The organism is Vibrio sp. QJM3NY_35 (genome assembly GCF_057785915.1).
This window is the reverse complement of the sequence record NZ_CM173508.1, coordinates 1,069,153-1,087,341: the sequence shown is the minus strand read 5'-3', so window position 1 is coordinate 1,087,341 and position 18,189 is coordinate 1,069,153. Positions and strand designations below refer to the sequence as shown.

Annotated in this window: 15 protein-coding genes and 1 pseudogene; 10 read left to right on the top strand and 6 right to left on the bottom strand. The window is 43.9% G+C overall.

All coding sequences use genetic code 11. The features are described from left to right. Positions 1–147: 147 nt before the first annotated feature. From AC3CH3_RS20245 to AC3CH3_RS20235, 3 genes are all read left to right on the top strand, one after another. The gene (locus AC3CH3_RS20245) at positions 148–1,479 is read left to right on the top strand and encodes an MFS transporter (RefSeq protein ID WP_488518946.1); all 1,332 of its coding nucleotides are present in this window, start codon (positions 148–150) and stop codon (positions 1,477–1,479) included. A 143-nt stretch (positions 1,480–1,622) separates the two neighbouring features. Further along, positions 1,623–2,504: a multidrug transporter gene (locus tag AC3CH3_RS20240; RefSeq protein ID WP_488538237.1), complete on the top strand. Its 882-nt coding sequence runs from the start codon at positions 1,623–1,625 to the stop codon at positions 2,502–2,504. 175 nt (positions 2,505–2,679) lie between these two features. Next, positions 2,680–2,925: a hypothetical protein gene (locus AC3CH3_RS20235; RefSeq protein ID WP_019825116.1), complete on the top strand. Its 246-nt coding sequence runs from the start codon at positions 2,680–2,682 to the stop codon at positions 2,923–2,925. A 53-nt stretch (positions 2,926–2,978) separates the two neighbouring features. Here the strand turns inward: AC3CH3_RS20235 and AC3CH3_RS20230 are convergent, their stop codons facing one another. Continuing rightward, on the bottom strand, positions 2,979–4,166 hold the full coding sequence (locus tag AC3CH3_RS20230) for a GGDEF domain-containing protein (RefSeq protein ID WP_488538236.1): 1,188 nt from the start codon (positions 4,164–4,166) through the stop codon (positions 2,979–2,981). A 321-nt stretch (positions 4,167–4,487) separates the two neighbouring features. Here AC3CH3_RS20230 and AC3CH3_RS20225 point away from each other — a divergent pair, with 321 nt between their 5' ends. The 3 genes from AC3CH3_RS20225 to AC3CH3_RS20215 all read left to right on the top strand — a co-directional run bounded on the left by AC3CH3_RS20225 (position 4,488) and on the right by AC3CH3_RS20215 (position 8,491). Next, positions 4,488–5,276 (top strand): phytanoyl-CoA dioxygenase family protein, encoded by a 789-nt coding sequence (locus tag AC3CH3_RS20225; RefSeq protein ID WP_019825112.1) that lies wholly within the window; start codon positions 4,488–4,490, stop codon positions 5,274–5,276. Positions 5,277–5,296: 20 nt separating this feature from the next. After that, positions 5,297–6,286, top strand: a complete 990-nt coding sequence (locus AC3CH3_RS20220; protein WP_019825110.1) for a zinc-dependent alcohol dehydrogenase family protein — start codon at positions 5,297–5,299, stop codon at positions 6,284–6,286. A gap of 300 nt (positions 6,287–6,586) precedes the next feature. Then, positions 6,587–8,491, top strand: a complete 1,905-nt coding sequence (locus AC3CH3_RS20215) for a bifunctional metallophosphatase/5'-nucleotidase (protein WP_488538235.1) — start codon at positions 6,587–6,589, stop codon at positions 8,489–8,491. A 563-nt stretch (positions 8,492–9,054) separates the two neighbouring features. Here AC3CH3_RS20215 and AC3CH3_RS20210 read toward each other — a convergent pair. From AC3CH3_RS20210 to AC3CH3_RS20190, 5 genes and pseudogenes are all read right to left on the bottom strand, one after another. After that, positions 9,055–10,002 carry a C-terminal binding protein gene (locus AC3CH3_RS20210; RefSeq protein WP_122055728.1) on the bottom strand — a complete coding sequence of 316 codons (948 nt, stop codon included), beginning with the start codon at positions 10,000–10,002 and terminating at the stop codon, positions 9,055–9,057. Beyond that, positions 9,995–10,885 carry a hypothetical protein gene (locus AC3CH3_RS20205; RefSeq protein ID WP_265677689.1) on the bottom strand — a complete coding sequence of 297 codons (891 nt, stop codon included), beginning with the start codon at positions 10,883–10,885 and terminating at the stop codon, positions 9,995–9,997. The genes AC3CH3_RS20210 and AC3CH3_RS20205 overlap by 8 nt, the downstream gene beginning before the upstream one ends. 11 nt (positions 10,886–10,896) lie before the next feature. Further along, positions 10,897–11,388, bottom strand: a pseudogene (locus AC3CH3_RS20200) (2OG-Fe dioxygenase family protein); the annotation flags it as partial. Next, the gene (locus tag AC3CH3_RS20195) at positions 11,327–11,563 is read right to left on the bottom strand and encodes a 2OG-Fe dioxygenase family protein (RefSeq protein ID WP_488539079.1); all 237 of its coding nucleotides are present in this window, start codon (positions 11,561–11,563) and stop codon (positions 11,327–11,329) included. The pseudogene AC3CH3_RS20200 and the gene AC3CH3_RS20195, both read right to left, overlap by 62 nt. Before the next feature lie 73 nt (positions 11,564–11,636). Next, entirely contained in the window at positions 11,637–12,248 is a 612-nt protein-coding gene (locus tag AC3CH3_RS20190) for a fumarylacetoacetate hydrolase family protein (protein WP_488538234.1), read from the bottom strand. Positions 12,249–12,396: 148 nt separating this feature from the next. Here AC3CH3_RS20190 and AC3CH3_RS20185 point away from each other — a divergent pair, with 148 nt between their 5' ends. From AC3CH3_RS20185 to AC3CH3_RS20170, 4 genes are all read left to right on the top strand, one after another. Beyond that, positions 12,397–13,314 (top strand): LysR family transcriptional regulator, encoded by a 918-nt coding sequence (locus AC3CH3_RS20185; protein ID WP_122055732.1) that lies wholly within the window; start codon positions 12,397–12,399, stop codon positions 13,312–13,314. A 457-nt stretch (positions 13,315–13,771) separates the two neighbouring features. Further along, positions 13,772–14,509 (top strand): ABC transporter ATP-binding protein, encoded by a 738-nt coding sequence (locus AC3CH3_RS20180; protein WP_488538233.1) that lies wholly within the window; start codon positions 13,772–13,774, stop codon positions 14,507–14,509. After that, positions 14,496–17,030, top strand: a complete 2,535-nt coding sequence (locus AC3CH3_RS20175; protein ID WP_488538232.1) for an ABC transporter permease — start codon at positions 14,496–14,498, stop codon at positions 17,028–17,030. Before AC3CH3_RS20180 ends, AC3CH3_RS20175 begins: the two co-directional genes overlap by 14 nt. After that, on the top strand, positions 17,030–18,163 hold the full coding sequence (locus AC3CH3_RS20170) for a lipocalin-like domain-containing protein (RefSeq protein ID WP_488538231.1): 1,134 nt from the start codon (positions 17,030–17,032) through the stop codon (positions 18,161–18,163). Before AC3CH3_RS20175 ends, AC3CH3_RS20170 begins: the two co-directional genes overlap by 1 nt. Positions 18,164–18,189 lie beyond the last annotated feature (26 nt).

Here is an 18,189-nt window from a genome sequence, read left to right as displayed (position 1 = left end):
AAGAAGAGTGAATCTGTAACCGATTAGGAATAGAGAGCCAGAAGATTATCTAAATCACTTAATTCTGGATTATGGCAACAATTCCATGATTTATAAGGTAAAACGGTTTATACATAATAATGTGTTATCTAAATTACTGAAATTATCATGACGCTCAAAGAGATCCTTAAAATTCCCAATGTCCGCTACTTCTTAATGTTTAGAAGCAGCTACTTTGCGCGTTTTTACTACCCTATATTCACCCTACTTTATTTAGATTATGGGCTAACCCTTTCTCAATTCGCGATGCTCAACGTAGTGTGGGCGGCCACCATTGTGCTTGCTGAAGTACCGTCGGGTGCATTCGCCGATACCTTAGGCCGCAAGAAACTGGTGGTGCTGTCTTCGATTGTGATGTTCGTTGAGATCGCAATGATCGCCTTAGTGCCAACCGGAAACCCCGACTTGGTGTTCATAGTCTTTCTTATTAACCGGATTCTCAGTGGCTTAGCGATGGCACTGGCCAGCGGTGCTGACGAGGCATTGGCATACGACACTTTAAAGGAACGAGGCAATGAAGAGTTGTGGCCTCGAGTGCTGCAAATCCAGCTTCGTGTCGCCTCAACGGTCGGTATCTTTGTCACACTAATTGGTGCGGCGATGTACGACGTGAATTTTATGACGAACATCTTTCATTTCCTTGGACTAGCCGAACCAGAAAGCACTAAAGATCTGATGCGTATTCCTGTGTTCGCCACCCTATTTGTAGCGATGATCGCTATCTATGCCGCGATTAATATGCGCGAAGAGAAAAAGCTGATGCCAAGCGACCAAACCAAATTGGCAACCACCATCTCAAGTCTTAAATTGACGATCGATGCAGGTAAATGGGTATTCGCTACGCCTTACGTGCTGTTCATCTTGCTCTACTACAGCCTATTCGAACACACCTCACGCATGTTCCTAACCATGAACAGCCAATACTATCTGGCGATTGATATTCCAATTATCTACTTTGGTTTTATTGGTGCGGGTATAAGTTTGCTTAAGATTATATTGGCAGGACAAAGCCGAAGATTAGCAGAGAGCATTGAGCCTAAAACCTTCATAGTGGTTATGGGATTGGCCAGCATGGCGACTTATTACTGGATCAGTTTAGGTTGGTCGATTTACGGGGTCATTCCGGCACTAGTATTAATCTTTATCATCATGACGATGAACATTTTCATCAGCTACCACCTGAATAAAAAGACCGAATCGCACAACAGAGCCACCGTTCTTAGTTTCAAAGGTTTGATGTTTAACCTCGGATACGGGCTGATCGGGGTCTTGTACGCTTACTACTATAAGTTGGTGTCTCAGGGCTACACCGAACAAGAAATAGAGCAGAACCTTGCCTTCTTGGCCTCACTGTCTTCGTTTTTCTATTACTTCGCCTTCCTGTTCATTTCGATCAGTGCGCTGTTCTATTTCAAAAACAAGAAACAGCCGATCTTCTGAAGAAAGCATCGAACTGTTGAAGAGATCTCTACTGCCGAATAGAGAATAAAGGTGAGTCTCTGGCTATATACGGATCATGACGCTTCTTATCATGTGATTTTTTGTTAGTATCACCATCAAATTACATAACACATGGAAGCGTCATGTCTTTTAGTTGGATCGCCTTTACCCTGCTTGCTGCCTTCAGCCAATCTTGGCGCAATGCCTTTCAAAGCAAATTAAGTGGCACCATGAGCGTGGCTGGCGTAACGTTAGCGCGATTTATTTGGGCTGGCCCAATCGCCCTTATTTACCTCTACGCCCTCTATCAATGGCAGCCAGTCTCCGCACCGGATTTTTCGGGTGAGTTTGTTTTCTACATTATTGCAGCAGCCATTATGCAGATCCTCGCGACCGGCTTAATGGTGATGTTATTTAAGCTCGAGAACTATGCGATAGGAGCAGGCTTAGCCAAGTGTGAAGCCCCCGTATCTGCTGTGCTATCCGTATTGTTTTTTGGTACTGCTTTGACACTAACAGGTTGGCTCGGCGTACTTATTGGTACTTTAGGCGTGCTAATCATGAGTAGCGCTTCTGGCTGGCGAAGCTTGTCCCCGAGAGTGTTCTTATTAGGTATGGCTTGTAGCACCGCCTTTGCTTTAACGTCTCTTTGGGTACGGGAAGCAAGTTTGAGCATAGGGTTGCCCTTCCCTCATAGCGCTGCTTGGGTGCTGTTCCTCGTCATTTCCCTTCAAACAGTGATTATCTGTACGTATCTCTTTTTCAGAGAACGCGACACGCTGCGCCTGATATTCAAGAAGTCGAAACTGGTCGTCATGACAAGCCTAGCGAGTGTTATCGGTTCTCTGGGTTGGTTTAGCGCAATGTCACTTCAAGCCGTTCCGTACGTAAAGACGCTTGGGCAAGTCGAAGTGATCTTCATGGTGTTGATATCCTACTTCTGGTTAGGGCAAAGCATCGCACGCAAAGACATTGTTGCACTCATCTTACTTTCTATCGCAGCGGTCTTGGTGATGTGGCAGTGATTTGAACGTCGGCATACTTGGAGGTTGGCTCAAAGAGAACAAAAAATCATACCCAAGTGACATATTCATCCACCGTATAAATATTACGGTGGCGTAAAATGATAAGAACGGCCTCCACAAAATTTTTATAGTGCACGTATCAGCTATTAATCATTACCCAATAGGATACAGCCTAATGAAAACCCTTACTCAAATCGCACTAGCAACGATCTTTTTTACAACCTCAATGATGACATTCGCAGAACCCGCGACAACAAACCAAGCCCAACTAGAAGCGTCAACCACAACAGTGAAGCATGAAGGAATGACTGTGACGCTAACAGATAAGCATTTTACGCCTGCAGAAGAAACTGAAGCCACTGCTTCACAAACTTTAACGCAAAGCCAAAAAACAGACTCAGCGCCACAGCCAACAATATAATGGCTTTATCAAAATAGTGGCGGGGCAAGCTAACACACAAAGACCTGTCATCATCAGGCAGTGACGAGCTCGTTAATATGGCTAGGACAAATTGAAGTCATATTACGACCGTTTTTTTTTGCTTGATACAACGCTTTGTCGGCTCGACTAATAAACCCATTCCAATTCTCATGTGGGTGAAGCTGAGCGACACCGAAACTCGACGTCAGGAACATCTCATTTCCTTGCACGGCTGAGATCTCTAAAATAGACAGTCGCAGCTTACAAGCAATAGCCTGTGCTTGTAGGAAATTAACATTGGGCAATAAAATCATTATCTCGTCTCCACCAAAACGGAACGCGCTGGCTGTTGGCGATGTTTTTATCGCACTTTGAACCATTGCAGCAAAAGACTTGATCACGAGATCACCCACAATGTGTCCGTGTTGGTCATTGATCGACTTAAAGTTATCAATATCCATCATAATGGCACTGACAGGTGCAGTCCCCGCCTGCTTCATGACGACTGGAACCATTTCATCTAAAGCTCTGCGGTTTCCAAGTGCCGTTAAAGGGTCGCTGTAAGACAGGTCATGAATAGACCTAAGCAACCTTGCATTAATCAACCAGAGCATTGTGAAGCTCATCGACACGATAAGAACAATACTCATTAAAAAGGCAAGTTGATGAATGAGTGCGGCTGCCATGAAATCCTGAAGCTCAGCTGAAAATAGCGTCACCAGTACTCGGAAAACCATAAACCCACCATATATCAAAAATGATAAGGCCATCATTCGAGTTGCTAGGGTCAAGTCATCACGTTGACCCTTTAACACCACAAAGGCAGTGCAAAGAGTAACAAAGGCCAAATATAAACTAATGAGAATAATTCGAGCCTTGATGGAAGGTTCATAGTACGTGAAGTGAATAAAACCTAGCAGAAGAGCCAACATCATCAGACTGCTGAGGTAGGTGCATTTTAGGGAATATTCTCGAAACAGGCACAAGCTATATAAAGCGAGATGAAAGCCAAGCGCAATGACCATGTTGGCGCCAATAACAGTGATCCAATCAGGGAGTTCCCCTCTTAGGCTCAACATCAACGGCCCACTTCCGATAACAAATATTGAAATGGAAAAAATTGAAAGCCCTTTAATGGACTCTTGAGTAAATTGGAACAGCAACAAGCCAATGCAGTAAATGAAAGAGAACAAAATAATAATAAAATTAAGTGTTCTCATATCCAGCGAAAAACCATCCATGATTTTCTATCTTCCATACGCAACCAAATTTCAACATGGTCAATAATCATGCAAACCACAAAAACATTCACCATATGAATCTTTTCATTTTATAAAAAAAGGGGGTAGATCACATATGCGGAGATTTTTATCGCATGAGTCCATGAAATGGATTGGCATGTAACACTCGCCCTCAATATTGCTTCATAACATCACCGAATCTACAGGCTTCTCCACTCGTTACTTGGTTGAATGACAACTGTCTGGCATTATGCGCCCAAGAAATCTCTAGGGGCTGTTGACCTTAGTTATTACACAGCAAAGAATGAACGAAGGTAGTCAGTGGTAGAAAACAGCCAACAATTAAGTGACCGTTACGACGAACATGGTTACTTTGTTATCAGAAATTATTTCGACGAAGCTCAGATCGCATCGCTTAGAGCAGTCGTGCTGAAATTCCATGAATCATGGAAAGCAGACAACGAAGAGTTCTATCAAGAAGAGGCCTTTAACTCGTCTTTAATTACGGGAAGCGAGTATTTGCCTGCCGACGATCGAAGCGTGCTTTTCGACTTCATCAGCTCGAAACAAGTGATGGACGTGGTTGATGCCGTGATTCCGAACAAACCGGCATTCATGAATACACAGCTGTTCTTCAACCCTGTAAACCCGCAGCAAAAAGACTTCTGGCATCGTGACTGTCAATACGACTACGACATTGATGACCAGATGAAAGTCATCATGGAAACCCAGGTATTGCATCTGCGAGTGCCCCTTTTTGATGAGCCAGGTATGGAACTTATCCCTGGTACACATAAGCGCTGGGACAACGAAGAAGAGTACAATGTTCGCCAAGAAGAAAACGGCAAAGTGAGCAGCGATGACATATCTGGCGGTAAGCAGATACCGTTAGCCGCCGGTGACTTATTGGTATTTTCAGCGGATATGATCCACCGAGGCCGATATGGCTTGGATCGTTTGGCTTTGGATATTTTGATCTTTGATTCGGCGGCAGACTATGTCGACTACGTTGATGACGACTGTTTACCAACACCAGCTATGTTGAGCAATATTACCGACCCAAGATTGTTTATGAACACGCTACACTTAAAATCAATGCAGTACTCATAACCCATAAAGGTATCCGAACTATGACTGACACTAAGCAAAATACCCGAATTAGCCAGTTCCGTTTCGGTCAGCCAAAAGAATCTCTCAAGTTAGAACATGTCGCTTTAGGGGCACTAGACAAAGATAAAGTTCGCGTACACATTGAAGCGACCAACATCAACCCTAGCGATCTGTTGTCGATTTATGGTGTGGGCCAATACAAACATAGCCATCAGCCGCCGAGAGTACCGGGATTTGAAGCGGTAGGAAGGGTTGTAGAGTCTAGCAATGCTGAGTTTTCAGTGAATCAGCGCGTGCTTGTGGCAACCAGTGGAACATGGCAGAACTATGTCGATGTATCACCAGATGATCTGTTCCAAATTCCTCAACATTTAGACAATGGCTACGCCTGTCAGTTGTACATTAATGCGCTAACTGCATGGGTGCTAACGACAGAAATAGCTAAGCTGACCCACGAAGATGTGTTGATCATCAACGCGGGCAGTTCAGCCATCGGTAAGATCTTCTCCCAGTTATCAGCATCACTCGGCTTCAAAATCATTGTTGTTACATCACAGCCGGAACAATACCTAGCCACTTCCAGTTGGGTGTTAGATACGGACGATGATTTAGTTTCTCAAATTAAGGCGTTAGGCTTGCCTATGCCAACCGTTGCCTTTGATGCGATTGGCGGTTCACCCGGAACCGACCTTATTCACACCCTTGGCAACAACGGGCGCTTTATCAACTATGGGACGCTGTCTCTGGATTTTTACGAACCACGCTTCTTTGAGTACGCGAAAAGCCAAGACATCGATTTCAGCACCTTCTTCTTGCGTTATTGGGAGGAAGCGGAAGGTAAAGATGTTCGTCGTGATAAGTTCACGACCATGCTAGATCACTTCATCACAAACGGCATTCAGCTCGACGTTGACCGCTATCTGCCATTCGATGAAGTGCAAACCGCGATTGATCTCATTGAATCGAAAACCACACGCTTAGAGGGCAAGATCATATTACTGCCACAGTAAGTGAAAGTTGGACGATATACCTTGTTTATCTCAACAGGCAAGACGTTCAACAGCTTACAAATGTGCTTATTAATACACCAACGCTTAGAAAATTTGATCACAAAATTCGGAGTATTAAAAAAATAGCGAAGAGTTGTAGTGAGTTTCACCGTAACTTAAGTGGTTGCTAGATGGTTATGGGCCACATTTATTTGAAACATCAGTAAGTTATATCACTATAAATATGACACTGATCACCCATAAGGTAACCTCGATTCTATATGGTAGCGTCATACTTAAAACCACGACGTGAATATACTTATGAAAAGACACATACTATCAAGCGCCATCCTACTCTCTTTAGCCTTCCCTACTTTTGCCGCTGATGGTGACATACACGACGTTACGATACTGGGTACTTCAGATATTCACGGTCATTTTATGGCATGGGACTATGCATCAGATAAGCTCAATACTCGTGGCAGCTTGAGTCAAATAGCGACAAAAGTGAGTGATATCCGCAAAGAGCAATCGAACATTATCCTTGTCGACGCTGGCGACACCATCCAAGGCAACTTCGTAGAAACCTTCAAAGACGAGCCTGTTGATCCAATGATGCTTGGCTTTAATCACATGAAATACGATGTGTGGGTTTTAGGGAATCATGAATTCGACTTCGGCCTCAAAACGCTCAACAGAGCCCTTACTCAATTTAAAGGGCAATCTTTGGGCGGCAACATCAAGAATAAAAATGGCAACCCATTCCTTCCGGGTTACACCATTCTAGAGCGCGGTGGCATTAAGATTGGCGTGATCGGAATGGATACCCCAATGACGGAGGTCTTTGCGCAAGGTACAAACCGTTTAGAAGGCGTCACTTTCACTAATCCAACCTTGGAAGTGAAGAAAATCGTCAAAGAAATTGATGATAAAGTGGATGCCATCGTATTGGTTGCCCATATGGGGATTGAGAACGAGAATGACATTGCTGACACCGGTGTCACCGACATTGCCAACGCAAACCCAGAGCTCGATGCCATCGTCGCTGGTCACATGCACACTCGTATCGATAAGGCCGTTGTGAATGGCGTTATCATTACTGAGCCCGACAAATATGGCCGCGCCCTATCTCGTATTGATCTTCAATTTGAAGAGCGCGATAGTAAATTTACTCTCGTCAACAAAGATAGCTTCACCTACAAAATTAAAGGTATCTACTCTGATGAGAATATGGACGAGTTATACCAGCCTTATCACAAACAACTCCGAGAAATGGCGAATAGACCGGTCGCTCAACTTACTGGCGTTGATTTAGTCCCAGAAAACGAAATCCGCGGTATCCCTCAAGTCCACGTTCAAGACACAGGCATCAGTGCGCTATACCAAGAAGCGAGCTTCTTCTATGCACCCAAAGCTAATGTCATCGCACTTCAAATAGACAACGACAATGCAGAGCTCGATGTTGGCCCAATAAAAGCCAAAGACATCGCGTATAACTACCAATACGCAGGTGGCGAAATCACTGTCTACCAGATGACAGGCAAAGAGTTAAGAACCTACATGGAATGGTCTGCGGGCTACTTCAATTCAGTACAACCCGGCGATGTAACCTACAGCTTTAACCCCGAGCGCAGAGCATCAAAATACTCGACCAATGACTTCTTCGCAGGCGTGACTTATACCATCGACCTTACTCAACCTGCAGGTACACGCATCACCAACCTCGCGTTTACAGATGGCACTCCAGTTACAGATGAAACAGAAATCCGTATTGGTATGAATAGCTATCGAATGGGTCATCTAACCAAGAAAGGCGGCGTGCTAGAAGGAGATTCGTTCCCTGTACTCTTTGATACAGAAGCAGAATATGGAGAAGAAGCAGGCACGATCCGTAACATGACCATCAAGTATCTTAAAGAAGAAAAGAACGGCAAGTATGAAGGTAAAACTCAGCAGCGATGGGCACTTTCGGGGTTAGAGAACCGCTACAATGAACAGCGAGAGATCGTAAAGTCATTGATTAATGATGAAACCATATCAATCCCCACCAGTGACGATGGCCGCTACACAAACATCGCTTCTATCAACGTAAAAGAACTGATGTTCAAATCTGACGAAGCCAAACAAGCAGCCATAACCACACGCGAAAAGAAACTGGCACAGGCGACTGAGCAAGAGAGTAAGCAAATCAAACACGAAATCACTCTGATTGAAGCGCTCAATTAACCCCTGCTCTCAAACCAATAACGACTTAACGACGCTTAGCGCGTGGTTAGGTCGTTGCCGTCCTACAACACCACACCTTTACTAAGTACACGGTTGATACTGGATAAATGATCCGCAAAGGCTAACTCATAGTTGGACATAAGTGAGCCACAGCTTTCACTTCTATTAGCATTCAACGGATTATCTGAAGTATTGCAAACCCTCGCATTGATTGTCAGAGTGGAAATATAATTGACGTTTTACTTCTCTGGTTATGTTGAGTCTTGTAACGGTTTCCATTCTGCAGTTTACAGGTGAGAAAAACCAGCATATAAGGGTGCTTGGGTTCACATCAACTTGCGCAGTTGAAAAGAAGATCTTGCGTATCTCTTTTCAGCCTATTGTGCTAAATAGTGATTTTAGGGTGTGATGGAAGTAGTAGATATTTAGTTCAACGTTGTTATCAGTAAATGGTGACTGGAATTCAAGAAATTGGTTTTCTAGTTAATGAACCTAACGGAAGGCTTTAGTAGTACCATTGCCCTAATCAGAACGTTGGGAAATGGTACTTTTAGTCGCTTAGATCAATCAGATACCACAGCTGTTACAGGTAACCCTTTAATAGCGCGCATCGCGTTCATCGCTGCGTTTTTGCGCTGCTCTAGTTGGGACTCAATAGAGTGATAGGCAGCGTGTGGATTAATTAGTAATCTACCAGCTAACCATGCTTCATTGTTTTTCCATGCGTCAATTAACTTGCCACTTTTGGGAGGCTCTTGTGGAAGTACATCTAAGGCGACAGAGCTTAGATCTTGAAATTTTAATGCAGAGTAAAAAATATCTATATCAGATACTAACCCTCCTCTTGCTGTATTGACCAGGGAAGCGCCACTTTTCATTCTATTTATAAATTGTGAGTCAACTATTCCTTGTGTAGATTCATCTAGTGGACAATGAAGACTCACAATATCACTTGTCTCTAAAAGCTCTTCAAGAGACGAACATTTAGATGTACCAAAGACTTTTTCTGTGCCTTCTGAAATGTACGGGTCATAAAATTGGGTTTGATAGCCTAGAGCCTTGCATTTGCTCAACGTGAGACTACCTATTCGCCCCATCCCAATGACACCGACAGTTTGTGAGGATGTTCGTTTTATTTCAGGGATAACATTTTCTTGCCATCCTGAAGAATAATGCGGTGCAACAGCGTTGTATCTGGTCAGCATGCGAGTAGTGTTTAAGATCATTGCTACGGCGGTATCCGCGACTTCTTCAGTACAGTAGTCAGGATTATTACACACTGTAATACCTCTTGACCGACAGGCACTCAAGTCGATTTTATCAAAACCTACACCGTAACGGATGATGACTTTAAGATTTGGAAAATCATTAAGGAAACTTTCATCAACTATCTGATGCCATACCAACAATACTTCCACATCTTTTTCAATAGATGATGCAAGGTGGTCACCTAAAATCTCTTTTTCAATCGTAGGATCTGTGATCCTGTCTGTAATGAATACCTTAGTCATTTATCAGTTCCTTTGTTTGCTTATTTTTGTATTGCCAAGTTTTGTATGCCCACACGCTGAATACCGCCATTAAGGCTAGAAACATTCGAATTGCGAATATCACCGTCACATCTGAACCAAACATTAAAAATATTAATGTTTCCTCAATTAGACCGTGAGCGAGCATCAAGAATGTAAGTAAGTAAACTTTGTGCTCACTCTTCACTGAGTTAAAGTCTTTCAATAGAATACCCGCTCCGTAAGTCACTCCAAGTAGTCCGCCCACAATGAGACTAGACATATATGTGTGCTTTTGAAGATATGCGTTGTAGGTTTTCGACCTTTTTATTAGTTCGAATATGCATATCAAAGCTGAAACAAGCACACATATTTTTATGCACAGAATCGCCGAATTAGTGACCGCATTTTTAATTAGATCAGTAAACCCATCGTATTGAACAGTCTTCAGCTCTTGATTGAAAATACCACCAGCAAGCGTTTCAGGTGTGATTAATGAAGCAAACCAAGCTCCTACTATCCCTAAAACTAAACGTGATATCCAATGCACATTTATGGGAAAACCTACCTTTTTTAGAACCGCAGACTCCATCGGTATTGAATGGCATATGGCTATAAATGTGCCTACGATAGTCCATTCGTAAGGAGTGAGTGAGAGCCCCGCAGCAACAGCTATTCCTGCATATATATTCAAAAAGAAGCTGGCGGCAAAGGCGATTGCAACTTCATGCCTAAGATTTAGCAACTGCGTTATTGGCTCGAATATGAAGCTCGTATACTCGATGACTCCATAGAACTGTAAAATTTCACTTAGTATTGAAAATGGTATGACAAGTTTTGCAATCACTAGAGACACCATTAGCGATTGTTGTAAAGCATTTTTCATAGTCACCCCTATTACACAAAGTTATAGTCAATTATCAGCATATCTCTAAGACCTCGTTCGAGTAGTGAATCACAGGAGATTGGAGACACATCATGTTTTACTCGGTTGTCATCGACGATGATGGTATCGAATGAATTGTTTAGTAGCTTGTGTATCAAAGGACTTTTCTCTTCAGGGGTATAAATACCTGAAATACCACCGTTAATGTTTTTTCGTTGTATCAGGTGTTGGGAAACGAAATGGTGCCCATCCCTATGAATCCCTTCAGGTATAGGTAGACCTAGTTGATTGCCATCAGCAATAACCCTGAACAGGTGTGTGTTGATTACTAATTTTTTTCCTTCAAATTTGTTTATAGGGATAAAGTCTAAACAGTAGTTAATAAGGCTTTTTAAAAAGTCGCTCGAAGAAAAGTCATCACAAACATCCTCAAATGTTCTGTTATTGCCACCATTTAACGGGTTTATGTCTTTTGTTTGGTAGAAATAATTTAGAGAGCTTTTTTTGAGAGCTTTTTTTGAGAGCTTTGGTGTTTAAGCAATACTCAAAGCTGCCAAACCTCCTCTGTCTGTATGTACCACCATCTCCCATGTAAGTATCCAATGGTAAGTCGTCCCAATATTTTGATACCTGGGTGTCTTTCACTTCGGTGGGGACATGATTACTTTCTATGATCATGTATCCATTTGATACTAAATCGTTTGTTCTTATCTCTTGTTGCATGAGTATTTGCCTAGCCTTGGGTTGAGTTTTAAATGATTGTTTCTTTTTTAATTATTATGTTTTCGTCTTTGAGCAGCGTTACAATAAGGTGATCACCTTTGTGTAGGAGACCGACACCTGATGGTGTACCTGTCATAAAAATGTCGCCAGCATCAACGCCGAATTCTTGGTGAGAGTCTTCAATTATTTGTGAAACAGGGAATAACATTTGGTTAATGTGCCCTGCTTGTCTGACTTCATTATTAATGGTTAAAGTAAATTGAATATTGAGGTGGTCAAAGTCACTAACAGAGCTTTTGCAATCGACAAAGTTTGTGAGTGGGCAGGCTCCTCTAAATGATTTAGAACGCTCCCAGGGATGCCCTTTTGACTTAAGGTGGCTTTGCAATTTCCGTCTAGTTAAATCAAGTCCTAAGCCTATACCTGATATCGCGTTATCACTATTTATCTCATCAATTTGGATTACTAGCTCAAGTTCATAGCTGATTTCTTCATAGCGAGAAAGAGTTCTACCGATATCTTCAAATCTGGATATACATGATGTGGGCTTAATAAATAAGATTGGGTTTTCTGGTATTGGATTATTAAGCTCTTTAGCATGCTCTCGATAGTTTCTTCCAACACAAATTATTTTACTCATTATTCCCTCTGACTCATAAATTCAGGTTAATTAATATGTCGCAAGCGTGCTGCTTTTTAATTAGCTCACCTCTAACTCATTGACTTGTTTATTATCTATGAGTAGTTTGGCTAGAACAATACGAATAATTGCAAAGGATTTTTGCACTGTGGACACAAATCGCCTTTTACCATTATTGTCTGAAATGGCAATTTTTGTGAATGTTGTAGAGTTAGGTAGTTTTTCTAAGACCGCTGTTAAACTTGGAGTTTCCCCCTCATCTATCAGCAGATCTATAGCTCGACTCGAGGACGCCCTTGAAATTAAATTGTTGAATCGTTCAACACGACAAATGAAGTTGAGCACGGACGGCGACGAAGTGTTTCGTATGTGCTCCAAAATGCTAGACAATGCTAAAGAGGCTGTGTCAGCAGCGCAGGCGCGTTCATCAGAGTATAGTGGCAGCTTAAAAGTAGCTGCTCCCAAAGCATTATCAAAGCAAGTTCTGACACCAATTATTCTGGTGTTTATGAAAAAGTATCCAAATATTCAATTGCAACTTATCATTGCTGAAGAATACATTGATCCTATACATGAAGAAATTGATGTTGTAATTCATATCACCAGCTCTCCAGTTGAAGGTTTGGTGGCGACGACACTAGGGAGCAGGAACAATGTTCTATGCGCTAGTCCTGATTATATAGAAAGGTATGGCTCGCCTCAGTCACCGACAGATATACAGAATCATAATTGCATATGCTTAACTGAAAAACTATCCGATCGCATATGGCACTTTTCTAAAGGTTCTTGTTCAGAGTCCATTCAGGTTGATGGTAGCTTTGCGGTAAACCACAGTGAAATTAGGCGTGAGGCAGTTTTAGAAGGGATGGGGATTTCCATTTTTCCTGATTTTTCGGTGCAAGAGTATATTGATACTGGTGCAATTGTTCCAATCTTAGGTGAATGGCACGTTGGGGCCAGTAAGCAACAATTTGTGGTAGCTCAATATCTTCAGTCTAAGTTTGTTCCCAAGCAGCTGAAGGTGTTTGTTAGTTTCTTGAAAGAAAGAATGGAATCTTTTCAATAGAGGTAAAGGAAGATACAAAGACTTGCACAATTATTCTGCTGTCTTAACATTGGATAAGAAAAAGTAGGTCAAACCACCTCATTGTGATTTATGAGGTTAAACATCGCTGGCAAGGAAAGGGGCAAAAACAAGCTAGCAAAACAACACCAACCCACCCCGCTTTCATAAATAAAACGTTTAATAATTTGAGCCATGATTTATTGCACTTAAACGTGGCCACGAACCATTTGACGAAAAATTCAATGCCTCCTCGGTGACTCTAAGCTCCCACCACCAACTGTATTCTCCCCAACACTGATCTATTCCCCTCTTTTCGAAGTACAAGTTATTAATAATTCGATATAAATCGCTCTAATGTTTGAAATTGTTGTCTACAGTTTTATAGAGCTTGTCGCTTCGGTAATTGCCACAAGCAACGACACCTTTTGATGGTAAGTTTTGGTTATAAGGAAAGGAAATGGAAAGCCCAATTGTCACACTCACACATGCCAGCAAAAGCTTTGTTGATGGCAAAGATACCCATCACGTATTGGAAGGTGTCGACTTCGCTTTGGCGACAGGGGCAAGCGTGGCTTTGACAGGGGCGAGTGGCAGTGGAAAGAGTACTCTGCTGAACATCATTGCGGGGTTTGAACCTCTTTCCGGTGGCGAACTATCTGGTGGAGAATTGTGGCTCGATGGCGAGAACACATTCGATTGGAAAGATCCACAATGGAGCCGATTTCGTCATCAAAAATTGGGCGTTATCTTTCAGCAGTTCAACTTGTTAACCCCACTCAACGTAAAACAGAACATCGCCTTCCCTCTCCATTTAAATCAACAAAAATGGGGCGACTGGTGCGATTACTTAGTTGATGCATTGGGCATCAGTGAACTACTCGAAAGACACGTATCCGCACTCTCTGGCGGTCAGCAACAACGAGTCGCTATTGCGCGTGCGCTAGCCCATAAACCCAAACTATTGCTTGCCGACGAACCCACAGGCAACCTCGACCACAAAGCAGGGTTAGAGGTTATGAAGCTGCTGAGTGAAATCACTACACAAGGTAACACTGCCGTGCTGTTGGTTACGCACAGCCCAGAATGCGCCAGCTTTATGCAGACAAAATTGGTGTTAGATGATGGTTGTTTAAAGAACGTAGATCTAAAACTGAATCAACACCAATCTTGTGAGCAATCCAATGAAGCAAGTTAAGTTCGCTCAAACTTGGCTTCCACACACCAAGCTCACCCTGAACCTATTCACGGCGCACTATCGCCAATCGCCCTTGCAAGCCGCAGCGATTCTGATCGGCATTGTGCTAGCGGTCACCTTGTTTGTCGCAGTGCAAGCCATCAACCTCAATGCCAAGCGCAGTTATGCAGAATCGACCGAGCAACTTAGCGCTCAAGCGCAGAACCTTATCATTCCACCAGCAGGGCAAAACTATTTGCCGGAATCGCTCTACTTCAGATTAAGACAAAGTGGATTAAGCGCAGCGCTGCCCGTGATTGAAGGGCGAGTGAGAGACGAACAAGGTCGTCGTTGGTCGGTACAAGGCAGTGAGTTGATCGCCGCCCTCACTTCAAGAAATCGTCACGCTCGCGTCGACGAGAAAAGCAATACTCAAACCAAAGAGCCAAACATTTCCCTGTTCGACAATGCCTTACCTTTGCCGCAACTCTTAGCGGGTGAACCCATTGTGATGATGAGCCAGTCGCAACACCAGAACTTGGGAGGAGTAGACACTCTCACTTTGGATGAAGTGCTCACCAAAGTCGTGGTATTGCCAGATGAATGGCAGCTCGGTAGCCGAATGTTGATGGATATTGGGTTCGCTCAGCAACTGCTTAACAAGCAAGGGCAACTGAGCTACATCGCTATTTTTGACACTAAGAGCGACACGAACAGCAATACTCAGGATAAATGGCAAAGCCTTATCGGCAAACAGGGGCAATGGATTTCCAACAACCAAAGCACGGATCTCGGTTCAATTACCGATAGCTTTCACCTCAACCTCACCGCCATGAGTTTGTTGGCGTTTTTGGTTGGCCTGTTCATCGCTTACAATGGCGTGAAGTACAGTTTGCTGAAACGTAATCGGCTGTTGGTGCAAATTCAACAAGCTGGGATTGCGCCAAGCATCGTATTTTCAGCTCTGCTAGTCGAGCTGGTTCTTTTAGTCACAATGGGCGCGTCGCTTGGTTTCATTCTCGGCATTCAACTCAGCCATTGGCTACACCCAACCGTCGCGATAACGCTTGAGCAACTTTATGGTGCAACACTGCTTCCCGGCACATGGCAGTGGCAATGGTTAGTGCAGGCACTGCTACTCACGCTGGCCGCAACGCTTGTCGCGTGTTGGCAACACTTTAAACAGCGGGTGCGACAACCCCTCTCTTCCCATGGCGGTTTCTATCAAGCGCCAGAAGCGTCTAACGAAAATCAGCTGTTTGTTATCGGGTCAGTATTAACCATTGTCGCGTTAGCAGGGTTATGGCTGAGCGAACACCATCGCTTCACCATGGCATGGCTCGGTGTGTTAGTGGTGTCGATTCCCTTGTATCTCCCCAAAACGCTCAGCGTGCTAGCGAATTGGAGCGAAAAACGTACCCAATCGGGGTTAATACAATATCTGTTCGCTGAGCTGCGTGAACTTATCTCCCCTCTCTCCCTTGCCATGATGGCGTTGCTTCTCGCTGTCACCGCCAATATCGGAATGAATACCTTAGTCGGCAGCTTTGAATCCACGTTAAAGCAATGGCTTGAACAGCGCTTACATGCCGATATTTACGTTAGCCCTGCCCAAGGTGAAATCGCGAATGTGGAACGTGCGTTAGAGCAGTTTGAAAATGTTGAAACCGTTTATAAGCAATATTATGTCGACGATAACTTGCAGGGCTTACCTACTTTGCTCGGCACCAAAGACAAAGACACACTTGAGCAAACCATGGTATTCCAATCCCACCTTGATGATTTCTGGACGCGCTTTTACCAAGGTGAATTCGTGGCGATCAGCGAACCTACGGCGGTGAAGCTCGGCTTGTCCCTTGGAAGCCAACTCAAGCTCGACGCGATCCAAGACAAAACACTCATCGTCGGGGCGATTTTCCATGATTACGGCTCACCGAATGGCGAAGTGTTGCTTGCACCTAATTTATGGCTCGAAAGCGGATTTACTGACTTACCCACCAGCTTGGGAATCAAAGTTTCTGGCGACCCACAAGTGGTATACAAGCAACTTCGCCAACAACTCAATTTACACCCAAGCCAGCTTTACGATCAGGCACAGATCAAATCGATCGCTTTAGATATCTTCTCACAAACTTTTGCCATCACCCGAGCGCTTAATGGAGTCACCTTAATGGTCGCAGTGATTGGCTTGTTCTGTGCGTGCTTTATGTTGCTTGATGCGCGTAAAGCCGCTATTGCAAGGTTGTATGCACTAGGTGTGAGCCGCAAGAAGCTGATGGCGATGGTGATCGGGCAAATTGTCGTGTTGGTTACTTTTACTCTGGTTATCGCCTTACCACTCGGCGCTATGGTCGGTTATGTGTTGACGGACATCGTTACCCTGCGCGCCTTTGGTTGGAGTTTAAATTATGTATGGAATTGGAGTGATGCACTCAGCATCGCAGCCATCACCATTTTAGTGGCTGTGTTTGCGACCTTGATTCCACTGTGGCGTTTGGTCAGTAAACCCGTGGTATCCAGTTTGCAAAGTGAGGTGTTGTGATGAATCGATCAATGAGAGTTTTCGCTCTCACACTTGGCATCTTGCTCCTTTTAGGATGCGAGGAGTCCACGCAACCATCAGCTCAAAATATGGGTTCGATACTTGGCGCAGAAACACAAACCGAGAATGAAACACAAAAAGAGACTGAGCAATTCACACCAGTAGTAAAAGGCGTGGAGATCACCTTCCCTGCCGACCATCAAGCACACCCTGATTTTCGTCATGAATGGTGGTATTTAACCGCAAACTTGATTGATGAGAATGGTAATGCTCTGGGCGTACAATGGACACAATTCCGCTTCGCGGCTGCACCACAGAAAAGTGGTAATGGCACTAAGGAAACTACGTGGCAAAGCCAGCAGATCTACATGGCGCACAGTGCAGTCACGAACAAAGACAAACACTACGCCGATGAAAAGTGGTCACGTAACCAAGTAGAACTGGCAGGAGTAAGCGCTTCACCATTTCGTGTCTATCTTGATGACTGGCAATGGACGTCGACGACCGATGACCTGTTCCCAGCTACATTGGTCGCTAACTCGGGTCAATTTGGCTACTCGCTTAAGTTAACCAGCAACGCGCCTTATCAAAAGCAAGGCGAACAAGGCTACAGCACTAAAAGTAGCGATGGCAAAGTGGCTTCCTATTACTACAGCCAACCATTCATTGATGTATCGGGCCAGGTAACCATTGATGGAGTCACTCATCAGGTTTCTGGCAAAGGCTGGATAGACAGAGAGTGGAGTTCGCAATTCTTACTCGACTCACAGCAAGGCTGGGATTGGTTTGCATTAAGGCTCAATGATGAAACCAGCTTAGTCGTGTTCCAACTACGAAATTCAACAACAGGCGAAGCCAGTTATGCTCACGCAAGGTTAATGCAACAAGATGGTTCTGGCATTGCGATTTCACAGCAAGACATCAGCCTAACCGCCATCAAGCAAACAGAAATCGACGGGCGCGGCTATCCAACAGAGTGGCAGGTTTCAATTCCAAGCCAGCAAATAGAACTGACAGTCTCGGCGCTGAACCCCAAAGCCAAAATGCCTCTATCGGTTCCCTATTGGGAAGGGCCTATTGTGATTGAAGGAACACACTCAGGTACGGGTTACATGGAGTTGACAGGGTATTAATCAAAAAAGCAGCGTAAAGAGCTATC

Excerpts from the sequence above, each read along its gene's own strand:
- AC3CH3_RS20245 (WP_488518946.1), top strand. The coding sequence starts at position 148 with ATGACGCTCAAAGAGATCCTTAAAATTCCCAATGTCCGCTACTTCTTA.
- AC3CH3_RS20240 (WP_488538237.1), top strand. The coding sequence starts at position 1,623 with ATGTCTTTTAGTTGGATCGCCTTTACCCTGCTTGCTGCCTTCAGCCAA.
- AC3CH3_RS20235 (WP_019825116.1), top strand. The coding sequence starts at position 2,680 with ATGAAAACCCTTACTCAAATCGCACTAGCAACGATCTTTTTTACAACC.
- AC3CH3_RS20230 (WP_488538236.1), bottom strand. The coding sequence starts at position 4,166 with ATGGATGGTTTTTCGCTGGATATGAGAACACTTAATTTTATTATTATT.
- AC3CH3_RS20220 (WP_019825110.1), top strand. The coding sequence starts at position 5,297 with ATGACTGACACTAAGCAAAATACCCGAATTAGCCAGTTCCGTTTCGGT.
- AC3CH3_RS20215 (WP_488538235.1), top strand. The coding sequence starts at position 6,587 with ATGAAAAGACACATACTATCAAGCGCCATCCTACTCTCTTTAGCCTTC.
- AC3CH3_RS20210 (WP_122055728.1), bottom strand. The coding sequence starts at position 10,002 with ATGACTAAGGTATTCATTACAGACAGGATCACAGATCCTACGATTGAA.
- AC3CH3_RS20205 (WP_265677689.1), bottom strand. The coding sequence starts at position 10,885 with ATGAAAAATGCTTTACAACAATCGCTAATGGTGTCTCTAGTGATTGCA.
- AC3CH3_RS20195 (WP_488539079.1), bottom strand. The coding sequence starts at position 11,563 with ATGATCATAGAAAGTAATCATGTCCCCACCGAAGTGAAAGACACCCAG.
- AC3CH3_RS20190 (WP_488538234.1), bottom strand. The coding sequence starts at position 12,248 with ATGAGTAAAATAATTTGTGTTGGAAGAAACTATCGAGAGCATGCTAAA.
- AC3CH3_RS20180 (WP_488538233.1), top strand. The coding sequence starts at position 13,772 with ATGGAAAGCCCAATTGTCACACTCACACATGCCAGCAAAAGCTTTGTT.
- AC3CH3_RS20175 (WP_488538232.1), top strand. The coding sequence starts at position 14,496 with ATGAAGCAAGTTAAGTTCGCTCAAACTTGGCTTCCACACACCAAGCTC.
- AC3CH3_RS20170 (WP_488538231.1), top strand. The coding sequence starts at position 17,030 with ATGAATCGATCAATGAGAGTTTTCGCTCTCACACTTGGCATCTTGCTC.